Annotated in this window: 19 protein-coding genes; 12 read left to right on the forward strand and 7 right to left on the reverse strand. The window is 71.3% G+C overall.

Annotated elements, in window-relative coordinates; all coding sequences use genetic code 11:
* Positions 1–34: 34 nt before the first annotated feature.
* Complete coding sequence (locus tag ACIRQH_RS22095) at positions 35–1,495, reverse strand: sodium:solute symporter (RefSeq protein ID WP_388866003.1); 1,461 nt, start codon at positions 1,493–1,495, stop codon at positions 35–37.
* A gap of 166 nt (positions 1,496–1,661) precedes the next feature.
* On the opposite strand from ACIRQH_RS22095, the gene ACIRQH_RS22100 reads away from it, so the two are divergent.
* Entirely contained in the window at positions 1,662–3,446 is a 1,785-nt protein-coding gene (locus tag ACIRQH_RS22100) for a helix-turn-helix domain-containing protein (protein WP_404226851.1), read from the forward strand.
* A 43-nt stretch (positions 3,447–3,489) separates the two neighbouring features.
* Here the strand turns inward: ACIRQH_RS22100 and ACIRQH_RS22105 are convergent, their stop codons facing one another.
* Complete coding sequence (locus tag ACIRQH_RS22105; protein ID WP_388866008.1) at positions 3,490–3,855, reverse strand: DUF5713 family protein; 366 nt, start codon at positions 3,853–3,855, stop codon at positions 3,490–3,492.
* A gap of 169 nt (positions 3,856–4,024) precedes the next feature.
* Here ACIRQH_RS22105 and ACIRQH_RS22110 point away from each other — a divergent pair, with 169 nt between their 5' ends.
* Positions 4,025–4,813 (forward strand): phosphatase, encoded by a 789-nt coding sequence (locus tag ACIRQH_RS22110; RefSeq protein ID WP_358814895.1) that lies wholly within the window; start codon positions 4,025–4,027, stop codon positions 4,811–4,813.
* Positions 4,814–4,878: 65 nt separating this feature from the next.
* Here ACIRQH_RS22110 and ACIRQH_RS22115 read toward each other — a convergent pair whose 3' ends face one another.
* The 4 genes from ACIRQH_RS22115 to ACIRQH_RS22130 all read right to left on the reverse strand — a co-directional run bounded on the left by ACIRQH_RS22115 (position 4,879) and on the right by ACIRQH_RS22130 (position 8,673).
* Positions 4,879–5,865, reverse strand: coding sequence for a cation diffusion facilitator family transporter (locus ACIRQH_RS22115; RefSeq protein ID WP_388866011.1), 987 nt, complete (start codon positions 5,863–5,865; stop codon positions 4,879–4,881).
* A 9-nt stretch (positions 5,866–5,874) separates the two neighbouring features.
* Entirely contained in the window at positions 5,875–6,771 is an 897-nt protein-coding gene (locus tag ACIRQH_RS22120; RefSeq protein ID WP_388866014.1) for an acyl-CoA thioesterase, read from the reverse strand.
* Between the two features lie 34 nt (positions 6,772–6,805).
* On the reverse strand, positions 6,806–7,963 hold the full coding sequence (locus ACIRQH_RS22125) for an acyl-CoA dehydrogenase family protein (protein WP_358814898.1): 1,158 nt from the start codon (positions 7,961–7,963) through the stop codon (positions 6,806–6,808).
* Positions 7,964–8,070: 107 nt separating this feature from the next.
* Positions 8,071–8,673: a TetR/AcrR family transcriptional regulator gene (locus ACIRQH_RS22130; RefSeq protein WP_358814899.1), complete on the reverse strand. Its 603-nt coding sequence runs from the start codon at positions 8,671–8,673 to the stop codon at positions 8,071–8,073.
* 96 nt (positions 8,674–8,769) lie between these two features.
* Between ACIRQH_RS22130 and ACIRQH_RS22135 the strand changes: the two genes are divergently transcribed.
* The 10 genes from ACIRQH_RS22135 (at position 8,770) to ACIRQH_RS22180 (ending at position 21,786) form a co-directional block, all read left to right on the forward strand.
* Positions 8,770–10,386, forward strand: a complete 1,617-nt coding sequence (locus ACIRQH_RS22135; protein ID WP_388866018.1) for a carboxyl transferase domain-containing protein — start codon at positions 8,770–8,772, stop codon at positions 10,384–10,386.
* Between the two features lie 8 nt (positions 10,387–10,394).
* Positions 10,395–12,329 (forward strand): acetyl-CoA carboxylase biotin carboxylase subunit, encoded by a 1,935-nt coding sequence (locus tag ACIRQH_RS22140; RefSeq protein WP_388866021.1) that lies wholly within the window; start codon positions 10,395–10,397, stop codon positions 12,327–12,329.
* Entirely contained in the window at positions 12,326–13,270 is a 945-nt protein-coding gene (locus tag ACIRQH_RS22145; protein WP_388866024.1) for a hydroxymethylglutaryl-CoA lyase, read from the forward strand. Before ACIRQH_RS22140 ends, ACIRQH_RS22145 begins: the two co-directional genes overlap by 4 nt.
* Before the next feature lie 11 nt (positions 13,271–13,281).
* A complete protein-coding gene (locus ACIRQH_RS22150) occupies positions 13,282–14,442 on the forward strand; it encodes an acyl-CoA dehydrogenase family protein (protein ID WP_356172116.1) in 1,161 nt (386 codons plus the stop codon).
* A 186-nt stretch (positions 14,443–14,628) separates the two neighbouring features.
* The gene (locus ACIRQH_RS22155; protein WP_388866027.1) at positions 14,629–15,678 is read left to right on the forward strand and encodes an ABC transporter substrate-binding protein; all 1,050 of its coding nucleotides are present in this window, start codon (positions 14,629–14,631) and stop codon (positions 15,676–15,678) included.
* Between the two features lie 41 nt (positions 15,679–15,719).
* Positions 15,720–16,595 carry a siderophore-interacting protein gene (locus tag ACIRQH_RS22160; RefSeq protein WP_404226852.1) on the forward strand — a complete coding sequence of 292 codons (876 nt, stop codon included), beginning with the start codon at positions 15,720–15,722 and terminating at the stop codon, positions 16,593–16,595.
* Positions 16,596–16,771: 176 nt separating this feature from the next.
* Entirely contained in the window at positions 16,772–18,214 is a 1,443-nt protein-coding gene (desA, locus tag ACIRQH_RS22165) for a lysine decarboxylase DesA (RefSeq protein ID WP_388866033.1), read from the forward strand.
* On the forward strand, positions 18,198–19,481 hold the full coding sequence (locus ACIRQH_RS22170; RefSeq protein WP_404226853.1) for a lysine N(6)-hydroxylase/L-ornithine N(5)-oxygenase family protein: 1,284 nt from the start codon (positions 18,198–18,200) through the stop codon (positions 19,479–19,481). The genes desA and ACIRQH_RS22170 overlap by 17 nt, the downstream gene beginning before the upstream one ends.
* Complete coding sequence (locus ACIRQH_RS22175) at positions 19,478–20,017, forward strand: GNAT family N-acetyltransferase (RefSeq protein ID WP_358814907.1); 540 nt, start codon at positions 19,478–19,480, stop codon at positions 20,015–20,017. Before ACIRQH_RS22170 ends, ACIRQH_RS22175 begins: the two co-directional genes overlap by 4 nt.
* On the forward strand, positions 20,014–21,786 hold the full coding sequence (locus ACIRQH_RS22180) for an IucA/IucC family protein (protein ID WP_388866039.1): 1,773 nt from the start codon (positions 20,014–20,016) through the stop codon (positions 21,784–21,786). The genes ACIRQH_RS22175 and ACIRQH_RS22180 overlap by 4 nt, the downstream gene beginning before the upstream one ends.
* Positions 21,787–21,864: 78 nt before the next feature.
* Here ACIRQH_RS22180 and ACIRQH_RS22185 read toward each other — a convergent pair whose 3' ends face one another.
* The gene (locus ACIRQH_RS22185; protein WP_404226854.1) at positions 21,865–23,460 is read right to left on the reverse strand and encodes a beta-N-acetylhexosaminidase; all 1,596 of its coding nucleotides are present in this window, start codon (positions 23,458–23,460) and stop codon (positions 21,865–21,867) included.
* Positions 23,461–23,497: the final 37 nt, after the last annotated feature.

Consider the following 23,497-nt stretch of genomic DNA (forward strand, 5'->3'; position numbering starts at 1 on the left):
CGCGTATGTACAACTAAGTACAAGTAGTACGACTCTACTGGTGAACCGGGACCGGTTCGGACAAGGGTTCGGCGTCGCGGCCGGCCAGCCGCTCGCGCCAGGTGGCCAGCACCGCGGCGTCGGTCGCGGGCGTGGCCAGCGAGACGATCACGTAGGCGGCCAGGGAGAGGAGCAGCCCGTAGTAGACGGGCTCGTTGGCGAGGATGCCGTACCCGGCCATCAGGCCGATGACGGCGAGACCGCCCACCACGACGGAGGCGAGCGCGCCCTGCGCCGTACCGCGCTTCCACAGCAGTCCGCCGAGGATCGGCACGAGCAGTCCGGCCACGAGCAGGTTGTACGCGACGGTCAGCGCCTCGACGACGTTGTTGAGCGCGATCGCCGTGCCGATCGCCGCGACGCCCATGATCAGGATGAAGACGCGGTTGCCCTTGACCTCGTCGTGTTCGGCGGCGCCGGGCTTCACGGCACCGCGCAGCCGCGACCAGATGTCGTTGTTGGCGACGGTGGCGCAGGCGATGAGCGCGCCCGAGGAGGTGGACATCACGGCGGCGAGCGCCGCGGCGAGCACCAGGCCGCGCACGCCGACGGGGAGTTCGTCCTTGACGATGGTCGCGAAGGCGGTGTCGGCGCTGGGCAGCTTCGGGTACATCACCTTGGCCGCGGTGCCGATGACGGCGCCGGCGACGGCGTAGACCAGGCAGTAGGTGCCGGCGACGGTGCCGCCCCACCTGGCCGTCCTGTCGCTGCGCGAGGTGAACACGCGCTGCCAGATGTCCTGCCCGATCAGCATGCCGAACGTGTAGATGAGGACGTAGGTGAAGATCGTCTCGCCGCCGATGCCCAGCGGGTCGAAGTACTCGGTGGGCAGCTTGGCCTTCATCTCGCTGAACCCGCCCGCCTTGACGACGGCGATGGGCAGCAGCAGGAGCAGCACGCCGATGGTCTTGACGACGAACTGCACCATGTCGGTGAGGGTGATCGACCACATACCGCCGAGCGTCGAGTAGGCGACGACGATCGAGCCGCCGATGATGATCGCGAGCGTCCGGTTCATGTCGAAGAGGACGTCGAAGATCGTGGCGTACGCGATGGTCGAGGTGACCGCCAGCATCAGGGTGTACGCCCACATGACGACACCGGAGATGACGCCGGCCCGGCCGCCGTAGCGCAGGTCGAGCATCTCGGAGACGGTGTAGACCTTCAGGCGGGCGATGCGGGCGGAGAAGAAGACGCTGAGGGCCAGCAGGCCGAGGCCGATGGTGAAGACCATCCAGGCCCCGGAGAGGCCGTACTGGTAGCCGAGCCCGACGCCGCCGATGGTGGACGCGCCGCCGAGCACGATGGCGGCCATGGTGCCGGAGTACATGGCGGGCCCGAGGCGCCGCCCCGCCACGAGGAAGTCGCTCTTGGACTTGGCGCGGCGCATGCCCCACCAGCCCATGGCCAGCATGCCGGCCAGATAGACGACGATCACTGCGTAGTCGATGGCCATGGGTGTCCTCCGGGCTCTCGGTGGCGTGTCGTGCGGGTGGTGGGGGGCGAGCCGGCGACTGATCGCGGGGACATCCGCCCGTACCCACGGCTGCCGGTCCGGACCGACACTAGGTGGCCGGAAAGCGACTGCGAAGTGTACGTTTCATCCATTCGATCCGAACGGGATGGAGGAACCGTCCACCGTGCCGGACCCGCAGTCACCGTCAGCCCCGTCCGTCCCCGCCGTCCCGCCGACTCCCCCGGTGGCGCTGTCGGCGCTCCTCGCCCGCGAGGACCTGGGCCTGCGGCAGATCGCCGGTCCCGCCGGGCCCGGCACCGTGATCCGCTGGGCGCACACCTCGGAGATGTCCGACCCGTATCCCTACCTGCTGGGCGGCGAACTGCTGCTGACCGCCGGGGTCCACGTCCCTCAGCCGCCCGCGGGTCCGGACGGCACCACCCGCACCGGGGACGCCGGAAGCCTGCGGGGGTATTTCGACGCCTACGTGTCCCGCATCGTCGCGGCGGGCGGGGCGGCTCTCGGCTTCGGACTGGCGCCGGTGCACGACCGGGTGCCGCCCGCGCTGGTCGCGGCCTGCGACGCCCACGGTCTGCCTCTGCTGGAGGTGCCGCCCCGGACGACGTTCTCCGGGGTCGCCCGCGCCGTGTGGCAGCTCATGGCGCAGGCCCGGCTGGCGGAACTGCGGCGGGTGACCGAGGCGCAGCAGAGCCTCGCGGCAGCGGCGGCCCGCCCTGATCCGGTCCCGGCCGTGCTCCGGCAGCTCGCCCAGCGGGTGGGCGGCCTCGCGGTGCTGTACGGCCCGGAGGGCACGGAACTGGCCCGGACCGGCAGGATCCCGGACCCGTCCTCGACCGAGGGCATCTCCGGGCGAGGCGCCACGAGGTCCACCTCCCCGGCGGGCTCGGCGGCCACCGCCACCGGCAACCCCGCGGCCACCCCCGCGAGCTCTCCCGGCTCCCGGCCCAGCGCGTCCGCGAGCACCCGCGCAAACCCGCCCCCCGCCGGGGGGCCCGCGGCCGGGTCGGCCGACGCGCGTGTCACCGTGACGCCTCCCGAGGCCGCCCTCGCCGAGCTTGCCGGGGTCGTCCGGCCGGCCGCCGGACCGGGTGGCGCCGCCCCCGTCCCGTCCCCCACGCCCTCCTCCGCCACCGACACCGTCGGCGGTGTCCACCTCGCCGCCTACGCGCTCGGCAGCGGTCAGGGGTTCGTGCTCGGCGTCGCCGCGCCGCGCCGCGACCCCGGTGACCACACGATCGCCTCCGTGGCGTCCGTGCTGCTCTCGCTCCTGACCGGGGAGCAGCAGAGCGGCAGCGGTGCGGCCCGGTCGGCGGCTCTGGTGCGGATGCTGCTCGGTGCCGCGCCCGAGGCGGTGGCGCCGCTCCTCGGCGGCGAACGGTGGACCGTCGTGCACGCGTGCCGCAGCAGCGAAGGGCCCGCCCCGGACGCCGTCACCGCCACCGCGCTCGGGGCCGCCCTCGGCACCGCCCTGGTCGACGTGGACGGTGACGTCGTCCGCGTCCTCGTCCCCGGTGACCGCGCGCCGGCCGAGCAGCCGGGCTGGACCTGCGGGGTCAGCGCGCCCGCCGGCCCGGACGCCTGGGCGTCCGCCGACACGCAGGCCGCCCGCGCGCTGGCCCGGGCCCGGGCGACCCGCACCGCCCTGGTCCGGCACGGCGACCGTCCCGCGCTCGCCGATCTCCTCGCGGCGGTCGACGCCGAGGCCCACGCCCTCGCTCTTCTCGCGCCGATCGCCGGGACGCCCGCGCTGACCGAGACCCTGCGTGCCTGGCTCTCCCTGCACGGCAGTTGGGACCGGACGGCGGTGGCCCTCGCCGTCCACCGCAACACCGTCCGCCAACGCATCGCCCGCTGCTCGGCGTTGCTGGGGGCGGACCTCGACGACCCGGACGTACGGATGGAGTTGTGGTTCGCGCTCAGAGCGGGGTGAGGCACGGACCGCCGACGGTCCGGAGAACCCCGCTCCCGCGAACTCACCAGTCCCGCGGGGCGATCAGCTCCTCCACGTCCGCGGCGGCGAATCCGTACGCCGAGGCCACGAACCAGAAGTCCTCCGCTATCTCCTCGCGGGCGACCGTCTCGATCTCGCTGTCCGCCTCCTCGAAGGCGTCCTGCAGCGCGTTGAACTCCTCGGTCGCCGCGTGGGTGAGCGCGTACAGCGCCGCGAGGTCCGCGGGGCGCTCCGCCTCGATCCGCTCGCACAGGCCGAGCAGGACGGCCCGGCCGCGGTCGAGCACGTGGTCCGGGTAGTACGCGTCGCCGTACAGCCTGCGGAGGAACGCGTGCTCCCCCACCTGAACATTGGTGACCGCCACTGCTTCCCCCCGTCCGTCGGACATCACTCGACCCGTGGGGAAGATCCTGCACCACGCCACTGACAACGGGCCCCGCCCGGACTCCGGTCGCACCGGGGCCCGGCGCCGCACCGGCCCCTGCGCCCGAGTGACGCATGTCCCAGCGACCGGGACGGCCGCGCCCCGGACGGGAACCCACCGGCACAATGGTGGTATGCCGATACCCGGGACTCCCAGCCGCGCCGAACTTGTCGACCATCTCGTGAAGACCCGCATCGCGGGCGATGTCGCCACCCCCCGCGAGAACAACCTCTCCCACTACCGCAAGTTGGCCAACGGCGAGCGCAACTGGTGGCTCGGCCTGGAGCTCGGCGACCGCTGGACCGACGAGCAGGACGTGCTCGCGGTGATGGCGGAGCGGGTCGGTGTCAACGACGACCCGGAGTTCCGGTACGGGCAGGACACCATCGACCCCGAGCTGACCGTGGACGGTCTGGACCGCCTCGCGGCCCGGCTGCGCAAGGCGGCCGAGGGGCGGCAGCGGGTGCTGTTCGCGACCGGCCACCCCGGCGGTCTGCTCGATGTGCACCGGGCCACGGCCGCCGCGCTGCGCGCCGCCGGCTGCGAGATCGTGGTGATCCCGGAAGGCCTCCAGACGGACGAGGGCTACGTCATGCAGTTCGCGGACGTCGCCATGCTGGAGCACGGGGCCACGCTGTGGCACACCCACTCCGGTGAGCCGATGCGCGCGATCCTCGACGGCCTGGCGCGCGAGGGACGGCCGCTGCCCGACCTGGTCGTCGCCGACCACGGATGGGCGGGCCGCGCGGGCCAGCAGGGCGTGGACTCCGTGGGGTACGCCGACTCCAACGACCCGGCCCTGTTCCTCGCCGAGGCGGAGGGCACCGTCCAGGTCGTGGTCCCGCTCGACGACCACGTCGTCAGCCCGCGCCACTACGACCCGATGACCGCGTATCTGCTGAAGGAAGCCGGCCTGGCGTAGCGCCCGGCATGCCGTACGGCACACGCGCGTGGCGCCGGATCCCCGGGTGAACGGTCCGAGCCCGGTCACGGCCAGGGGTTCAGGCCCTCCGCGCGGCGCTGGGCGTACCCCGGCGTCGGGTCCAGGTAGACCCGGATCACCGAGGGGAACACCGCCCGGAGCCGGTCCTCGGCCTGTTCGCAGGCCCACTCGATCTGGGCCGCCGTCGACACGTCCCGGAAGTCGACCTTGGCGGCCACGAGTGCCTCGCGCGGCCCCTGCACGAGCGTGGTCAGCTCCAGGACGGCCTCCACATGCTCGACCGCCAGCAGCTCCGCCCGGATCCGCTCCCGCATCGCCTTGGGCAGCGGCCGTCCGATGAGGAGTTCCGCGTTGGACCGCCCGAGCACCCAGGCGACGTAGAGCAGCAGCACGCCGATGAGGAGCGAGGCGACGCCGTCCCAGACGCCCGAGCCGGTGAGCTGGCCGCCCAGCAGGCCGCCCGCGGCGAGCACCAGGCCGACCAGCGCCGCCGAGTCCTCCAGGACGACGGCCTTCACGGCGGTGTCCGGCGTGTGCCGCAGGTAGTGCTTGAACGTGGTGTCGACGCGGGCGGCCTCCCCGCGGGCCTGCCGCAGTCCCGTCCGCAGGGAGAAGCCCTCCAGCAGGAAGGCGACACCGAGCACGATGTACGAGACGAGGGGGTTGCCCAGCTCCTCCCCCGCGACCAGGGTGTGGATGCCGTCGTAGATCGAGAAGACCGCGCCGCCGACGAAGGTGGCGACGGCGGCGAGCAGCGCCCAGATGTAGCGCTCGGGGCCGTAGCCCAGCGGATGCTCCTCGTCGGCCGGTTTCTCGCTGCGTTTCAGGGCCGTGAGCAGCAGGAGTTCCGTGACCGTGTCGGCGACCGAGTGCGCGGCCTCCGACAGCATCGCGCTGGATCCGCTGATGATGCCGGCGACCGCCTTGGCGAGGGCGATCCCGAGATTGGCGACGGCGGCGACGATCACCGTGGCGACGCTCTCGCCCCCGCCGTCCGGCCCCGCCGCTTCGTCCCGCGCTGCTTCAGTCATGCCCCAGTCTTACCGGCGAAAGGGCTGGCGCGGGACGCGGACCACACCTTCCTGGATCACCGAGATGGCCAGCCGGCCGTCCCGGGTGTAGATGCGGGCCTGGCCGAGACCCCGGCCGCCGGACGCGGACGGCGACTCCTGGTCGTACAGGAGCCATTCGTCGGCGCGGAACGGGCGGTGGAACCACATCGCGTGGTCCAGGGACGCCCCGACGACGTCCCCGGTCACCCAGCCGCCGCGCCCGTGCGCGAGGAGGATCGAGTCGAGGAGGGTCATGTCGGAGACGTAGGTGGCGAGGACGACGTGCAGCAGCGGCTGGTCGACGGCGCCGTCGAGTTTGCCGTTGGTGCGGAACCACACCTGGGAGCGCGGTTCGCGGACCTCGCCGACGGTGCCGTACGGCGGTGCGTCGACATAGCGCAGGTCGACGGACTCGCGTGTCTCCAGAAGGCGTTCCAGGACGTCGGATCCGGAGAAGCGGTCGGCGTACCGGGGCAGCAGTTCGGCGGCCGTGGGCAGCGTCTCGGGGTCGGGCGCGGGCGGCATCGCCGCCTGGTGCTCCAGTCCCTCCTCGTACGTCTGGAAGGACGCGGAGAGGTGGAAGATCGGCTGTCCGTGCTGGACGGCGACCACCCGGCGGGTGGTGAAGGACCGTCCGTCACGGATGCGGTCCACGGTGTAGACGATGGGGGCGCCCGGGTCGCCCGCCCGCAGGAAGTAGGCGTGCAGGGAGTGGGCGTGCCGGTCCCCGGGGACCGTGCGCCCGGCGGCGACCAGTGCCTGCGCCGCCACCTGCCCGCCGAAGACGCGGGGGACGACGGCCGAACGGGACCGGCCGCGGAAGATGTCCTCCTCGATCCGCTCGAGGTCGAGCAGATCGAGGAGGGACTGAAGTGCCTCGCTCATGGGGCAGTTGTACCGTGCAGTCGTTTCGCGGGCCTTACAGGCCCATGTTCTTGGCGATGATCGTCTTCATGATCTCGCTGGTGCCGCCGTAGATGCGGTTGACCCGGTTGTCCGCGTACAGGCGGGCGATCGGGTACTCGTTCATGAAGCCGTAGCCGCCGTGCAGTTGGAGGCAGCGGTCGATGACGCGGTGCGCGACCTCGGTGCAGAACAGCTTGGCGCTGGCGGCCTCGGCGGGGGTCAGCTCGCCCGCGTCGAGGGCCTCCAGGGCACGGTCGGCGACGGCCTCGGCCGCGTCCACCTCGGCCTGACAGGCGGCCAGCTCGAACTTGGTGTTCTGGAAGGACGCGACGGGCTTGCCGAAGACGGTGCGCTCCTGGACGTACTCCTTGGCGAACCGGACGGCGGCCTTGGCCTGCGCGTAGGCGCCGAAGGCGATGCCCCAGCGCTCGGAGGCGAGGTTGTGGCCGAGGTAGGAGAAGCCCTTGTTCTCCTCGCCGAGCAGGTCCTCGACGGGCACCTTCACGTCGACGAACGCCAGCTCGGCGGTGTCGGAGGTCTTCAGGCCGAGCTTGTCGAGCTTGCGGCCGATGGAGTAGCCCTCGGCCTTGGTGTCCACGGCGAACAGCGAGATGCCGAAGCGGCGGTCGTCGGCGGTGGGCGCGGAGGTGCGCGCGCAGACGATCACGCGGTCGGCGTGCACGCCACCGGTGATGAAGGTCTTGGAGCCGTTGAGGACGTAGTGCGTGCCGTCCTCGGAGAGCTTGGCGGTGGTCTTCATGCCCGCGAGGTCGGAGCCGGTGCCCGGCTCGGTCATCGCGAGGGCCCACATCTCCTCGCCGGTGACGAACTTCGGCAGGAAGCGCTTCTTCTGCTCGTCGGTGGCGAGCGTCTTGATGTAGGGCAGGCCGAGCAGCACGTGCACGCCCGAGCCGCCGAACTGGACACCGGCGCGCGCGGTCTCCTCGTACATCACGGCTTCGAACTTGTAGGAGTCGATGCCGGCGCCGCCGAACTCCTCGTCGACGCGGATGCCGAAGACGCCCAGCTCGGCGAGCTTGTGGTAGAAGTCGCGCGGCGCCTGGCCGGCGGCGAACCACTCGTCGTAGACCGGGACGACCTCGGCCTCGATGAAGGCGCGCAGGGTCTCCCGGAACGCCTCGTGGTCCTCGTTGAACACAGTACGGCGCACCGCCGCCACCTCCGCCTGAATATCTGGGTCATGTCTAAGCGCTTGCTCAGATATCAGGTTACCCGCCGGTCACGACGGACGCCAGGGGCCACCCTCCGAGACGCTCGTCACGCGCCCGGCGACGCGGCGGCCGCCCCGAAGGCACCCCGGGCCATCCGGTGCAGCAGCCCGGCCGTCACCGCGCGCCCCGGGAGTGCGCCGGGGCGCCCCAGGTGCGGGGTCGAGTTCAGCAGGCCGAAGACCGAGTGCACGGCCGACCGGGCGGCGGGCTCGGCCAGCTCCGGGTACACCTCGCGGACCACCTCCACCCACAGCTCGACGTACTGGCGCTGGAGCTGGCGCACGAGCTTGCGGTCGCTGTCCCGCAGCCGGTCCAGCTCACGGTCGTGCAGGGTGATCAGGGGGCGGTCGTCGAGCGCGAAGTCGATGTGCCCCTCGATGAGCGAGTCGAGCAGCGCCTCCGCGCCTCCGTCGGCCTCGGCCACGCGGCGTTTGCCGCCGGTGAGGAGCTGGCCGCTGATGCCCACCAGCAGCTCGGCGAGCATCGCGTCCTTGCCCGGGAAGTGCCGGTACAGCCCGGGGCCGCTGATGCCGACCGCGGCCCCTATCTCGTCCACGCCCACACCGTGGAAGCCGCGCTCGGCGAAGAGCCGGGCCGCCTCCTTGAGGATCTGCTCGCGGCGGGTGGGGGCGTCGGTTCTCATGGCCATACAAGTGATTCTAGACAGGGAGGTTAGCGGTCGTTAACCTGAAGGAAATGCGTTAACGCTCATTAACTGGTCGACCACTGGTGAGGGGACCGCAGGATGCACGAGGCACCGGAGCTGACGAGCGCGGCCGATCCCGCGTCGGAGGCCTGGCGGGCCAACGAGGCCGCGCACCGCGCGCTGGGCGAGGAGCTGCGCCAGAAGCTGGCCGCGGCGCGGCTCGGCGGCGGCGAGAAGGCGCGCGCCCGGCACACCGCGCGCGGGAAGCTGCTGCCCCGCGACCGCGTGGACACCCTCCTCGACCCCGGCTCGCCGTTCCTGGAGCTGGCGCCGCTCGCCGCCGACGGGATGTACGACGGGCAGGCCCCGGCCGCCGGCGTCGTCGCGGGGATCGGCAGGGTCAGCGGCCGTGAATGCGTGATCGTCGCCAACGACGCCACGGTCAAGGGCGGCACGTACTACCCGATGACGGTGAAGAAGCACCTGCGCGCCCAGGAGGTCGCGCTGGAGAACCGCCTGCCGTGCATCTACCTCGTGGACTCCGGGGGCGCCTTCCTGCCGATGCAGGACGAGGTGTTCCCCGACCGCGACCACTTCGGGCGGATCTTCTACAACCAGGCGCGGATGTCCGGCGCGGGCATCCCGCAGATCGCCGCCGTCCTCGGCTCCTGCACGGCGGGCGGGGCGTACGTCCCGGCGATGAGCGACGAGGCCGTGATCGTCCGCGGTCAGGGCACGATCTTCCTCGGCGGTCCGCCGCTGGTGAAGGCCGCCACCGGCGAGGTCGTCACGGCCGAGGAGCTGGGCGGCGGCGAGGTGCACGCACGCGTGTCGGGCGTCGCCGACCACCTAGCGGAGGACGACGCGCACGCGCTGCGGATCGTCCGCACCATCGCGGCCACCCTCCCCGCGCGCGGGGAGCTGCCCTGGTCCGTGGAGCCGTCGGTCGAGCCCAAGGTCGATCCGTTCGGGCTGTACGGCGCGGTGCCGGTCGACTCCCGCACCCCCTACGACGTACGCGAGGTCATCGCGCGCGTGGTCGACGGTTCCCGATTCGCCGAGTTCAAGGCCGAGTTCGGGCAGACCCTGGTCACCGGGTTCGCCCGGATCCACGGCCACCCGGTCGGCATCGTCGCGAACAACGGCATCCTCTTCTCCGAGTCGGCCCAGAAGGGCGCCCACTTCATCGAGCTGTGCGACCAGCGCGGCATCCCGCTGGTGTTCCTCCAGAACATCTCGGGCTTCATGGTCGGCCGCCAGTACGAGGCCGGTGGCATCGCCAAGCACGGCGCCAAGATGGTGACGGCCGTCGCCTGCACACGCGTGCCGAAGCTGACCGTCGTGATCGGCGGGTCGTACGGCGCGGGCAACTACTCGATGTGCGGCCGGGCGTACTCGCCGCGCTTCCTGTGGATGTGGCCCGGCGCGAAGATCTCCGTGATGGGCGGCGAGCAGGCCGCCTCGGTCCTCGCCACGGTCAAGCGCGACCAGCTGGAGGGACGCGGCGAGTCGTGGCCGGCCGAGGACGAGGAGGACTTCAAGGCGCCGATCCGTCAGCAGTACGAGCGCCAGGGAAACGCCTACTACGCGACGGCCCGCCTCTGGGACGACGGCGTGATCGACCCGATGGAGACCCGGCAGGTCCTGGGACTCGCCCTGACCGCCTGTGCCAACGCGCCCCTGGGTGACCCCCAGTTCGGCGTCTTCCGGATGTGAGGGGACCCATGTTCGACACGGTGCTTGTGGCCAACCGGGGCGAGATCGCCGTACGCGTCATCCGCACGCTGCGCGCGCTCGGCGTGCGCTCGGTGGCCGTCTTCTCGGACGCCGACGCCGACGCGCGGCACGTCCGGGAGGCCGACACGGCCGTTCGGATCGGGCCGGCGCCCGCGTCCGAGAGTTATCTGTCGGTGGAGCGGCTGCTGGAGGCGGCGGCCAGGACCGGCGCCCAGGCCGTCCACCCGGGGTACGGCTTCCTCGCCGAGAACGCCGCCTTCGCGCAGGCCTGCGCGGACGCCGGACTCGTGTTCATCGGGCCCTCCCCCGAGGCGATCTCCCTCATGGGCGACAAGATCCGCGCCAAGGAGACGGTGAAGAAGGCCGGGGTCCCGGTCGTCCCCGGCTCCTCCGGCAGCGGTCTGACGGACGCCGAACTGATCGAGGCGGCCCACGAGATCGGCGTGCCGGTGCTCCTGAAGCCGAGCGCGGGCGGCGGCGGCAAGGGCATGCGCCTGGTCCGCGACGCCGGCGCCCTGCCCGACGAGATCGCCGCGGCCCGCCGCGAGGCGCGCGCCTCCTTCGGCGACGACACCCTGCTCGTCGAGCGCTGGGTGGACCGCCCGCGGCACATCGAGATCCAGGTCCTCGCGGACGGGCACGGCCGGGTGGTGCACCTGGGCGAGCGCGAGTGCTCGCTCCAGCGCCGCCACCAGAAGATCATCGAGGAGGCGCCCAGCGTGTTCCTCGACCCCGCCACCCGGGCCGCGATGGGCGAGGCGGCCGTCCAGGCGGCCCGCTCCTGCGGCTACCGCGGCGCGGGCACGGTCGAGTTCATCGTCCCGGGCGGCGACGCGTCGTCGTACTACTTCATGGAGATGAACACCCGCCTCCAGGTGGAGCACCCGGTCACCGAGCTGGTCACCGGCCTCGACCTCGTCGAGTGGCAGCTGCGGGTCGCCGCCGGGGAGCCGCTCCCCTACGAGCAGGACGACATCACCCTCACCGGGCACGCCGTGGAGGCCCGGATCTGCGCCGAGGACCCCGCGCGCGGCTTCCTCCCCTCCGGCGGCACGGTGCTCGCGCTGCGCGAGCCCCAGGGCGACGGAGTGCGCACCGACTCGGGCCTCTCGGAGGGCACCGAGGTCGGCAGCCTCTACGACCCGATGCTCTCCAAGGTCATCGCGTACGGCCCCGACCGGCCGACGGCGCTGCGCCGGCTGCGGGCCGCCCTCGCCGACACGGTCACCCTCGGCGTCCAGACCAACGCGGGCTTCCTGCGCCGGCTGCTGGCCCACCCGGACGTGGTGGCCGGCGACCTGGACACCGGTCTGGTCGAGCGCGAGGCGGCCGGCCTGGTCCCGGACGGGGTGCCGGAGGAGGTGTACGAGGCGGCCGCCGCCGTGCGGCTCGCCGAGCTGACCCCGGCGGGCGACGGCTGGACCGACCCGTTCTCCGTGCCGACCGGCTGGCGGCTGGGCGGCACGCCCAAGCCGGCCGCCTTCTCGCTGCGGGTCCTCGACCCCGTCGAGTACACCCCGCGCGGCACCCACACGGTCGGCGAGGGACAGGTATCGGTGACCCTGGACGGGGTGCGCCACACCTTCCACCGCGCCGCCGACTGGATCGGCCGCGACGGCGACGCCTGGCACGTCCGCGACCACGACCCGGTGGCCGCGTCGCTGACCGGCTCCGCGCACGCCGGGGCCGACTCGCTGACCGCCCCGATGCCGGGCACGGTGACCGTCGTGAAGGTCGCCGTCGGCGACGAGGTGACCGCCGGGCAGAGCCTGCTGGTGGTCGAGGCGATGAAGATGGAGCACGTCATCTCCGCGCCGCACGCCGGCACCGTCAGCGAGCTGGACGTCACGCCGGGCACCACGGTCGCCATGGACCAGGTCCTCGCGGTCGTCACCCCTGCCGAGGAGGCGGAGACAGCATGAGCACGTCCGAACTGGGCCTGCCGATGGCCGTACCGGCGCAGGACCTGCCCGCCCGGGTGCGGATCTACGAGGTCGGCGCGCGCGACGGTCTGCAGAACGAGAAGGCGACCGTGCCGACCGAGGTCAAGGCGGAGTTCATCCGCCGTCTCGCCGACGCGGGACTGACCACCATCGAGGCGACGAGCTTCGTGCACCCCAAGTGGGTTCCCCAACTGGCCGACGCCGAGCAGCTGTTCCCTCAGGTGTCCGGCCTTCCGGTGACGCTCCCCGTCCTCGTGCCGAACGAACGCGGGCTGGACCGGGCGCTCGCGCTCGGCGCCCGGCACGTGGCCGTCTTCGCCAGCGCGACGGAGTCCTTCGCCAAGGCCAACCTGAACCGCGGCCTCGACGAGGCGCTCGCCATGTTCGATCCGGTGGTGCGCCGAGCGAAGGACGAACACCTCACGGTCCGCGCCTACGTGTCGATGTGCTTCGGCGACCCGTGGGAGGGCCCGGTCCCGGTCCACCAGGTCGTCCGGGTCTGCAAGGCGCTCATGGACATGGGCGCCGACGAGCTGAGCCTCGGCGACACGATCGGCGTGGCCACCCCCGGCCATGTGCAGTCCCTGCTCGCCGAGCTGAACGCGGAGGGCGTACCGACCAGCTCGATCGGCGTGCACTTCCACGACACCTACGGCCAGGCGCTCTCCAACACCCTGGCCGCCCTCCAGCACGGCGTCAGCACCGTCGACGCCTCCGCGGGCGGCCTCGGCGGCTGCCCGTACGCGAAGTCCGCGACCGGCAACCTCGCCACCGAAGACCTCGTGTGGATGCTCCAGGGCCTCGGTATCGACACCGGGGTCGACCTCGGCCGCCTCACCGCCACCAGCGTGTGGATGGCCGGACAACTGGGCCGACCCAGCCCGTCCCGCACCGTCAAAGCCCTCTCCCACCAGGAGTGATCCTCATGTCCCTGGACCACCGTCTCTCCCCCGAACTCGAGGAACTCCGCCGCACGGTGGAGGAGTTCGCGCACGACGTCGTCGCCCCCAAGATCGGTGACCTCTACGAGCGGCACGAGTTCCCGTACGAGATCGTGCGGGAGATGGGCCGCATGGGCCTGTTCGGGCTGCCGTTCCCGGAGGAGTACGGCGGCATGGGCGGCGACTATCTCGCCCTCGGCGTCGCCCTGGAGGAGCTGGCGCGGGTCGACTCGTCCGTGGCCATCACGCTGGAGGCGGGCGTCTCGCTGGGCGCCATGCCCATCCACCTGTTCGGCACGGAGGCCCAGAAGGCCGAGTGGCTGCCCCGGCTCTGCTCCGGTGAGATCCTCGGCGCGTTCGGCCTGACCGAGCCGGACGGCGGCTCGGACGCGGGCGCGACCCGTACGACGGCGCGGCTCGACCCCGACACCGACGAGTGGGTCATCAACGGCAGCAAGTGCTTCATCACCAACTCCGGTACGGACATCACCGGCCTGGTGACGGTCACCGCGGTCACCGGGCGCAAGCCCGACGGCCGGCCGCAGATCTCCGCGATCATCGTCCCCTCGGGCACCCCGGGCTTCACGGTCGCGGCGCCGTACTCGAAGGTCGGCTGGAACGCCTCCGACACCCGCGAGCTGTCCTTCGCCGACGTGCGCGTGCCCGCGGCGAACCTGCTGGGCGAAGAGGGCCGCGGCTACGCCCAGTTCCTGCGCATCCTGGACGAGGGCCGCATCGCCATCGCCGCGCTCGCGACGGGGCTCGCGCAGGGCTGCGTCGACGAGTCGGTCACGTACGCGAAGGAACGGCACGCGTTCGGGCGCCCGATCGGCGCCAACCAGGCGATCCAGTTCAAGATCGCCGACATGGAGATGAAGGCCCACATGGCCCGCGTCGGCTGGCGCGACGCCGCGTCCCGCCTCGTCGCGGGCGAGCCGTTCAAGAAGGAGGCGGCGATCGCCAAGCTGTACTCCTCCACGATCGCCGTCGACAACGCCCGTGACGCCACCCAGGTCCACGGCGGCTACGGCTTCATGAACGAGTACCCGGTGGCCCGCATGTGGCGCGACTCCAAGATCCTGGAGATCGGCGAGGGCACCAGCGAGGTCCAGCGCATGCTGATCGCCCGGGAGTTGGGGCTCACGGGCTGATCCGTCGGCGGCCTCGGCGAGGACGGTCCGGCGCGGGCGGTCCGGCGCGGGCGGTCCGCCGTGTTCCGCCCGGTACGTCCGACCGCGGAGCACCCCGGCCCGCTGGACAGATGGTGAGGTTAGGCTAACCTATCCTCGAACTTGTCCGGCGGGCGTCCCCGCCCCGTGCCGAAAGCAGTCACCCTCATGCCCAACGCCCGTGCCACCCACCTCACCCGTCGCGGCATCCTCGCCGCGGGCGGCGCCCTCGGCCTCGGTGCCGTCCTCGCCGCCTGTGGCGACGACGACGCCTCGAAGAACGGTGGCTCGGACGCGACGAAGGCCGCCGCCAAGTCCGGCCCGTGGACGTTCAAGGACGACCGCGGCACGACGGTGAGGCTGGACAGGACCCCGGCGAACATCGTCGCCTTCACCGGTGTCGCCGCCGCCCTGTTCGACTACGGCATCGAGGTCAAGGGTGTGTTCGGCCCGACCAGGACCAAGGACGGCAAGGCCGACGTCCAGGCCGGCGACATGGACATCAGCAAGGTGACCCTTCTCGGCAACGAGTGGGGCCAGTTCAACATCGAGAAGTACGCGGGCCTGGCTCCCGACGTCCTGATCTCCACGATGTTCGACAGCGCCGGCACCCTCTGGTACGTCCCCGAGGAGTCCAAGGACAAGATCCTCAAGCTGGCCCCCAGCGTCGGCGTCTCCGTCTTCGACACGCAGATGCCGCAGCCGCTCCAGCGGATGCTCGCCCTGGCCGAGTCGCTCGGCGCCGACGTGAAGTCCGCGAAGATCGTCGAGGCGAAGAAGACGTTCGAGACGGCCGCCGAGCGGCTGCGCAAGGCCGCCAAGGCCCGCCCGGAGATCAAGGTCCTCGCCGGCAGCGCGAGCCAGGACATCTTCTACGTGTCCGGCTCGAACCTCTCCATCGACCTGGAGTACTTCAAGGCCCTCGGCGTGAACATCGTCGAGCCCTCCGCCAAGGCCCTGAAGGCCAGCGGCGGCTGGTTCGAGAACCTGAGCTGGGAGAACGTCGACAAGTACCCGGCCGACATCATCATCATGGACGACCGCACCTCGACCATCCAGCCGGCCGACATCACCGAGGCCACCTGGAAGAAGCTGCCCGCCGTCAAGGCCGGCCAGGTCATCGCGCGCACGCCCGAGCCGATCCTGTCGTACGACAAGTGCACCCCGATCCTCGACAAGCTCGCCGAGGCCATCGAGAACGCGAAGAAGGTCGCCTGACACCCCCACCGTGATCCCCTGACAATCACTCAGGAGCACTCATGACGACGGCCGTAGCCGCCCCGTTCCGTTTCTTCTCCCTCCGGGTCGTACGGACGAGGCGGCTCGGTCCGTCTCTGGTCCGGGTGACCTTCGGCGGGCCCGACCTGGAGGCGTTCCACTCCGACGGACGCGACCAGTCCCTCTCCCTCTTCCTGCCGCACCCAGGCCAGAGCGAGCCGGCCGTGCCGGTCGAGCTCGGCGACGGCTGGTGGCAGGGATGGCGCGAACTCCCCGACGACGTACGCGCCGTGATGCGCTCGTACACCCTGCGCTCGCTGCGCCGCGGGCCCGGCGTGCCCACCGAGGTCGACATCGACTTCGTGCTGCACGGCACGGACCCGGGTGCGGCGGTCCCCGCCGGGCCCGCCTCGCGCTGGGCGTCCGGCGCGCGGGCCGGAGACCGGGTCGTCCTGCTCGGCCCCGCCCTCGCGGACAACCGGGCCATCCGCTTCCGGCCGCCGGCCGACACCGACCTGGTGGTCCTGTGGGGCGACGAGACGGCCCTCCCCGCCGCCTGCGCCATCCTCGAGTCGCTCCCGGCGGGCCTGCGCGTCCGGGCCTGGCTGGAGGTCCAGCACGCCGGCGACATCCTGGAACCGGCGACCGCGGCCGACGCCGAGATCACCTGGCTCGTGCGGGACGAACGCTCCGACGCGAGACCGCCGAGCTCCTCCCTGGCGCTCGACGCCCTGCGGGCAGCTCAACTCCCGGCCGCGCGGGCCCCGTACGCCTGGATCGCGGGCGAGTCCGGCCGCGTGAGGGAACTGCGCCGCCATCTCGTGCGCGAACGCGGCATCGACCGCGGGCGCGTCACCTTCGTGGGGTACTGGCGACAGGGGCTGACGGAGGAACAACTGCGGGAGCGGGCCGACTAGTCCGGGCTGCTCGACCGCGGCGCCTCCCGGCAGTCCGGACCGAGACGTGCCGCACGAAAGACACAGGTGAGGCGGGGTCGCCCGATCGACTTAGGTTAGGCTAACCTAAGTTGAACGTCGCGACCCGCCCTTTCTCCTGTCCCGCTCGGACTCTCCCCCGCACGGAGGACCCCCACATGCGCTCGCACCTGCTCAACGACACCACCGCGGACCGGTATCGCCGCTCCGTGACCGAAGGCGTCGAGCGGGTGGCGGCCAGACTCGCCACCACCACGCGCCCGTTCACGGGTGTCACGGTCGACGACCTCACTCCCCGCATCGAGGGGATCGACCTCGACAAGCCGCTCCATGACACGACGGCCGTCCTCGACGAACTGGAGGAGGTCTACCTCCGGGACGCGATCTACTTCCACCACCCCCGCTATCTCGCCCACCTCAACTGCCCGGTCGTCATACCGGCCGTGCTCGGCGAGGCCGTGCTCTCCGCCGTCAACTCCTCCCTGGACACCTGGGACCAGTCGGCCGGCGGCACCCTCATCGAGCGCAAGCTCATCGACTGGACGAACGAGCGCATCGGCTTCGGGCCCTCCGCCGACGGCGTGTTCACCAGCGGCGGCAGCCAGTCCAACCTCCAGGCACTGCTGCTGGCCCGCGAGGAGGGCAAGTGGGAGAACCTCGCCGACCTGCGGATCTTCGCCTCGGAGGTCAGCCACTTCAGCGTCAGGAAGTCCGCCAAACTCCTCGGCCTCGGCGCCGACGCGGTCGTCTCGATCCCCGTCGACCACGACAAGCGCATGCAGACGCTCGCCCTGGCCCGGGAGCTGGAGCGCTGCAAGGAGGACGGCCTCGTCCCCATGGCCGTCGTCGCCACCGCCGGCACCACCGACTTCGGTTCCATCGACCCGCTGCCCGAAGTCGCCCAACTGTGCTCGCAGTTCGGGGCCTGGATGCACGTGGACGCGGCCTACGGCTGCGGCCTGCTCGCCTCGCTGAAGAACCGCGGCCGCATCGACGGCATCGAGCGGGCCGACTCCGTCACGGTCGACTACCACAAGTCCTTCTTCCAGCCGGTGAGTTCCTCGGCCCTGCTGGTCCGCGACGTGGCCACGCTGCGCCACGCGACCTACCACGCGGAGTACCTCAACCCGCGCCGGATGGTCGAGGAGCGCATCCCCAACCAGGTCGACAAGTCCCTGCAGACCACCCGTAGGTTCGACGCCCTCAAGCTGTGGATGACCCTGCGGGTGATGGGCGCCGACGGCATCGGCGAACTCTTCGACGAGGTCTGCGACCTGGCGGCCGAGGGCTGGGAACTGCTCGCCGCCGACCCGCGCTTCGACGTCGTGGTCGAGCCCTCGCTCTCCACCCTCGTCTTCCGCGTCATCCCGTCCGGCGTCACCGACCCGGCCGAGATCGACCGCGCCAACCTGTACGCCCGCAAGGCCCTGTTCGCCTCCGGTGACGCCGTCGTCGCGGGCACCAAGGTCGGCGGACGCCACTACCTGAAGTTCACGTTGCTCAACCCCGAGACGACGGTGGACGACATCGCCGCCGTCCTCGACCTGATCGCCGGCCACGCCGAGCAGTATCTGGGAGACTCCCTTGACCGCGCTTGCTGAACCCACGGACAGGACCTACGACTTCGTGGGGATCGGGCTCGGGCCCTTCAACCTCGGCCTCGCCTGCCTGACCGAGCCGATCGCCGAACTGGACGGCGTCTTCCTGGAGTCGAAGCCCACGTTCGCGTGGCACTCCGGGATGTTCCTGGAAGGTGCCCACCTCCAGACCCCGTTCATGTCGGACCTGGTCACCCTCGCCGACCCGACGTCCCCGTACTCCTTCCTCAGCTACCTGAAGGAATCGGGCCGCCTGTACTCGTTCTACATCCGCGAGAACTTCTACCCGCTGCGCGTCGAGTACGACGACTACTGCCGCTGGGCCGCGAACAAGCTCAGCAGCGTCCGCTTCGGGACGACGGTCGCCGACGTGACCTACGAGGGCGATGCCGAGGTGTACGTCGTGCGGACGGAGGCCGGCGAGGTGTACCGCGCCCGCCACCTGGTCCTCGGCACCGGGACCCAGCCCTACGTCCCGGAGGCCTGCGCGGGTCTCGGCGGCGACTTCATCCACAACTCCCGCTACATGCAGAACAAGCGGGAGTTGCAGGCCAAGGAGTCGATCACCCTGGTCGGCAGCGGCCAGTCCGCCGCGGAGATCTTCCACGACCTGCTGAGCGAGATCGACGTCCACGGCTACCGGCTGAACTGGGTGACCCGCTCGCCGCGCTTCTTCCCGCTCGAATACACCAAGCTCACCCTGGAGATGACCTCTCCGGAGTACATCGACTACTTCCACGCACTGCCCGAGCCGACCCGCTACCGCCTCCAGGCGGAGCAGAAGGGCCTGTTCAAGGGCATCGACGGCGACCTGATCAACGAGATCTTCGACCTGCTCTACCAGAAGAACCTCGGCGGCCCGGTCCCCGCGCGGCTCCTCACCAACTCCGCCCTGGAATCGGTCCGTCACGAGAACGGCGTGTACACGCTGGGCCTGCGCCAGCGGGAGCAGGTCAAGGACTACGAACTGCATTCGCAGGGCCTGATCCTCGCGACGGGCTACAGATACACGGAGCCGGCGTTCCTCGCGCCGGTCCGCGACCGGCTTCGCTACGACACCCAGGGCAACTTCGACGTGGCCCGCAACTACGCCATCGACACCACGGGACGCGGGATCTTCCTGCAGAACGCGGGCGTCCACACGCACTCGATCACCTCGCCGGACCTCGGCATGGGCGCGTACCGCAACGCGTACATCATCCGCGAGCTGCTCGGCACCGAGTACTACCCGGTCGAGAAGACCATCGCGTTCCAGGAGTTCTCCGTATGACCACCGCCATCGGCACGTTCGACATCCGCCCCCTCGACCCCGTCGAGGACGCCCCGCTGCTGCACCGCTGGGTGACGCACCCCAAGGCGTCCTTCTGGATGATGCAGGAGGCGAAACTGCACGACGTGGAGCGCGAGTACATGGCCATCGCGGCCAGTGAGCACCACGACGCTCACCTCGGCCTGCTGGACGGCGAGCCCGCCTTCCTGATGGAGCGCTACGACCCCCGGTACGTGGAACTCGTCGGGCTGTACGAGCCCGAACCCGGCGACGTCGGCATGCACTTCCTGGTCGCGCCGAGCGACACCCCCGTGCACGGCTTCACCCGCGCCGTGATCACCGCCGTGATGGAGGACCTGTTCGCCGACCCGGCCACCCGGCGCGTCGTCGTGGAGCCCGACGTGAGCAACAGGGCGGTGCACGCCCTGAACGAGGCCGTCGGCTTCGTGCCGGAGCGGGAGATCCGCAAGCCGGAGAAGCAGGCGCTGCTGAGCTTCTGCACCCGGGAGCAGTTCGCGAAGGCGGTGGCGGCATGACCCTCGCCGACAGCGTCGCCCACCTCTCCCCCGAGCGCTGGGCCACCGCCAACCGCCTCCTCGTCCGCAAGGCGCTCGCCGAGTTCGCCCACGAGCGGCTGATCACTCCGGATCCGCTGCCGGACGGCCGCTACGAGGTCCGCGGCGACGACGGGCAGACCCGCTACCGCTACACGGCGGTGCGTCGGTCCCTCGACCACTGGCAGGTGGACGCCGAGTCCATCACCCGGCACCGTGACGGCACCGAACTGCCCCTGGCGGCAATGGACTTCTTCATCGAGCTGAAGGAGTCGCTGGGGCTGAGCGACGAGGTCCTCCCGGTCTATCTGGAGGAGATCTCCTCCACGCTCTCGGGCACCTGCTTCAAACTGACCAAGCCGCGGACACCGGTCCGTGAACTGGCCGACGCCGGCTTCCAGGCCATCGAGACCGGCATGACCGAGGGCCATCCCTGCTTCGTCGCCAACAACGGACGGCTCGGCTTCGGCGTGCAGGAGTACCTCGCCTACGCCCCCGAGACCGCGCACCCCGTCCGGCTCGTCTGGCTGGCCGCGCACCGCTCCCGGGCCGCGTTCACGGCCGGGGTCGGCATCGCGTACGAGTCCTTCGTGCGGGACGAGCTGGGCGAGGAGACGGTTGGGCGGTTCGCCCGGACACTGTCCGGGCAGGGCCTCGACCCGGAGGACTACCTGCTCATCCCCGTCCACCCCTGGCAGTGGTGGAACAAGCTGTCCGTGACCTTCGCCGCCGAGATCGCCCGGCGGAACCTGGTCTGTCTCGGCGAGGGCGACGACGAGTACCTCGCGCAGCAGTCGATCCGGACGTTCTTCAACAAGACCAGCCCGGAGAAGCACTATGTGAAGACGGCGCTGAGCGTCCTCAACATGGGCTTCATGCGCGGTCTGTCCGCCGCGTACATGGAGGCGACCCCGGCCATCAACGACTGGCTGGCGCAGCTGATCGAGAACGACCCGGTGCTGAAATCGACGGGTCTGTCGATCATCCGCGAGCGGGCCGCCGTCGGCTACCGGCACCTTGAGTACGAGGCCGCCACCGACCGGTACTCCCCCTACCGCAAGATGCTGGCCGCGCTGTGGCGCGAGAGCCCGGTGTCCTCGCTCCGGGAGGGCGAGAGCCTCGCCACGATGGCGTCGCTGGTCCATGTCGACCACGAGGGCGCGTCCTTCGCGGGCGCGCTGATCGAGCGGTCGGGGCAGACACCCGTGGAGTGGCTGCGCGACTACCTGCGCGCCTACCTCACCCCGCTGCTGCACAGCTTCTACGCGTACGACCTCGTCTACATGCCGCACGGCGAGAACGTCATCCTCGTCCTGAAGGACGGTGCGGTGCGGCGGGCGGTCTACAAGGACATCGCCGAGGAGATCGCGGTGATGGACCCGCAGGCGGTGCTGCCGCCCGCGGTGGAGCGGATCCGGGTCGAGGTCCCCGAGGACAAGAAGCTGCTGTCGATCTTCACGGACGTCTTCGACTGCTACTTCCGGTTCCTGGCGGCGCAGTTGGCGGCTGAGGGCATCCTCGACGAGGACGGCTTCTGGCGAACGGTCGCCGAGTCCGTGCGCGCCTACCAGGAGGCGACGCCCGAACTCGAGGACAAGTTCCGGCAGTACGACCTGTTCGCGCCCGAGTTCGCGCTGTCCTGCCTCAACCGGCTCCAGCTGCGCGACAACCGGCAGATGGTGGACCTGGCGGACCCGTCGGGTGCGCTCCAGCTGATCGGCACGCTGAAGAACCCGATCGCCGGGTTCTGAGCACCGGGCTCCCAGGAGCCCGAGAGACGGGCGGGCGCCCCGGAGACGGTCCTCCGGGGCGCCCGTCGGCATGCCGGGCTAGCCCGCGGGCCAGGGGACCTGGGGCGAGCGGTGGTAGCCGATCCCGAGCGCGTCCCAGCGCGGGGCCTGCGCGGCGAGGCGCACCTTGTAGGTGTCCCAGTCGTGCGTGGACGCGGGCGACCAGCCGAGTTCCGCGGCTCCGGGCAGCCTCGGGAAGGCCATGACGTCGATGTCGGCGGAGGTCACGATCGTCTCCGTCCACAGCGGCGCCTCGACGCCCCTGACGGCCGAGGCGGGCACGCCGTCGAGGTAGCTGCCCGGGTCCCAGTCGTACGCCCTGCGCACCTCGACCAGTCCGGCCCAGTCCTGGCCGAGCGGGGTGTCGGCGGTGTACTTCATGTCGAGGTAGAGCCGGTCGGCGGGCGACAGGACGATGCCCGTGCCCTTCTGCGCGGCCCGGGCGACCTGTGCCTTCTCGGCGGCGTCGGTGTCGTCGAGCCCCCAGTACTGCGCGATGGCGCCCTTCGCCGGAGTGGCTCCGGTGAGCTGGTGCCAGCCGATCACCTTCTTGCCGTACTTGGCGACCAGGGGCTGCACCTTGTCCATGAAGGTCACGTAGTCGGCGTGGCTGGTGGAGTGGGCCTCGTCACCGCCGATGTGGAGGTACTCGCCCGGGGTGAGCGCGGCCAGTTCGCGGATGACGTCGCCCACGAAGTCGTACGTCACCGGCTTGTTCACGCACAGCGAGCTGAAGCCGACCTCGGTGCCGGTGTACAGGGGCGGCGCGACACCGTCGCAGTTCAACTGCGCGTAGGAGGCGAGCACGGCGTTGGTGTGCCCGGGCATGTCGATCTCCGGGACGACCTCCAGGTAGCGGGAGGCGGCGTAGCGGACGATCTCGCGGTAGTCGGCCTTGGTGTAGAAGCCGCCCGGCCCGCCATTGGTCTCGGTGGAGCCGCCGTAGGTGGCGAGGCGCGGCCAGGAGTCGAGGGCGATGCGCCAGCCCTGGTCGTCACTGAGGTGCAGATGCAGCTTGTTGACCTTGTACAGGGCCAGTTCGTCGATGTAGCGCTTGACCTGGGGGACGGTGAAGAAGTGCCGGGAGACGTCGAGCATGGCGCCGCGGTAGCCGTAGCGCGGGGTGTCCGTGACGGTGCCGCCGGCGATCAGCCAGGGTCCGGACTGGACGGAGTTCTTCTCGACGGCGGCGGGGAGCAGCTGGCGCAGGGTCTGGACGCCGTGGAAGAGGCCGGCGGGCCGGCCGGCCGTGATGGTGACGCCCGACCTGCCGCTGACGAGGCGGTAGCCCTCCTCGCCGAGGCCCTTGCCGCCGAGCCGCAGCCGGATCGCCCCGTCGCCGTGCGCGGTGACGGGCAGCCGGTAGCCGGTGGAGGGCCGCAGGACGTCCGCGAGGTACGCGCCGACCGCGCGGACGGCGTGGGAGTCGTCGACGCGGATGTGGGTGTCCGGGGTGACGCGGTACGGGGATCCGCCGGGGGCGACGGAGGCGGGGGCGGGGACGACCCGGCCCAGCGGTGTGGGGGTGGAGGGGGTGGCCCGTACGGTCGGGGCGGCTCCGGTGAGGGAGATACCGGCCGCGGCCACGAGCAGCAGTGTTCCGAGAAGGCGGGGCGTTCTGCGGTGCTGTCTCACATGCGCTCCCATCGATGCCCGGCACGGGCTCCGACCG

The organism is Streptomyces sp. NPDC102279 (assembly GCF_044766365.1).
In the GTDB taxonomy this organism is placed as follows: domain Bacteria; phylum Actinomycetota; class Actinomycetes; order Streptomycetales; family Streptomycetaceae; genus Streptomyces.

What these genes read in the sequence shown, in the direction of transcription:
- ACIRQH_RS22095 (WP_388866003.1), bottom strand. Translation starts at nt 1,495, where the DNA reads ATGGCCATCGACTACGCAGTGATCGTCGTCTATCTGGCCGGCATGCTG.
- ACIRQH_RS22100 (WP_404226851.1), top strand. Translation starts at nt 1,662, where the DNA reads ATGGAGGAACCGTCCACCGTGCCGGACCCGCAGTCACCGTCAGCCCCG.
- ACIRQH_RS22105 (WP_388866008.1), bottom strand. Translation starts at nt 3,855, where the DNA reads ATGTCCGACGGACGGGGGGAAGCAGTGGCGGTCACCAATGTTCAGGTG.
- ACIRQH_RS22110 (WP_358814895.1), top strand. Translation starts at nt 4,025, where the DNA reads ATGCCGATACCCGGGACTCCCAGCCGCGCCGAACTTGTCGACCATCTC.
- ACIRQH_RS22115 (WP_388866011.1), bottom strand. Translation starts at nt 5,865, where the DNA reads ATGACTGAAGCAGCGCGGGACGAAGCGGCGGGGCCGGACGGCGGGGGC.
- ACIRQH_RS22120 (WP_388866014.1), bottom strand. Translation starts at nt 6,771, where the DNA reads ATGAGCGAGGCACTTCAGTCCCTCCTCGATCTGCTCGACCTCGAGCGG.
- ACIRQH_RS22130 (WP_358814899.1), bottom strand. Translation starts at nt 8,673, where the DNA reads ATGGCCATGAGAACCGACGCCCCCACCCGCCGCGAGCAGATCCTCAAG.
- ACIRQH_RS22135 (WP_388866018.1), top strand. Translation starts at nt 8,770, where the DNA reads ATGCACGAGGCACCGGAGCTGACGAGCGCGGCCGATCCCGCGTCGGAG.
- ACIRQH_RS22140 (WP_388866021.1), top strand. Translation starts at nt 10,395, where the DNA reads ATGTTCGACACGGTGCTTGTGGCCAACCGGGGCGAGATCGCCGTACGC.
- ACIRQH_RS22145 (WP_388866024.1), top strand. Translation starts at nt 12,326, where the DNA reads ATGAGCACGTCCGAACTGGGCCTGCCGATGGCCGTACCGGCGCAGGAC.
- ACIRQH_RS22155 (WP_388866027.1), top strand. Translation starts at nt 14,629, where the DNA reads ATGCCCAACGCCCGTGCCACCCACCTCACCCGTCGCGGCATCCTCGCC.
- ACIRQH_RS22160 (WP_404226852.1), top strand. Translation starts at nt 15,720, where the DNA reads ATGACGACGGCCGTAGCCGCCCCGTTCCGTTTCTTCTCCCTCCGGGTC.
- desA (WP_388866033.1), top strand. Translation starts at nt 16,772, where the DNA reads ATGCGCTCGCACCTGCTCAACGACACCACCGCGGACCGGTATCGCCGC.
- ACIRQH_RS22175 (WP_358814907.1), top strand. Translation starts at nt 19,478, where the DNA reads ATGACCACCGCCATCGGCACGTTCGACATCCGCCCCCTCGACCCCGTC.
- ACIRQH_RS22180 (WP_388866039.1), top strand. Translation starts at nt 20,014, where the DNA reads ATGACCCTCGCCGACAGCGTCGCCCACCTCTCCCCCGAGCGCTGGGCC.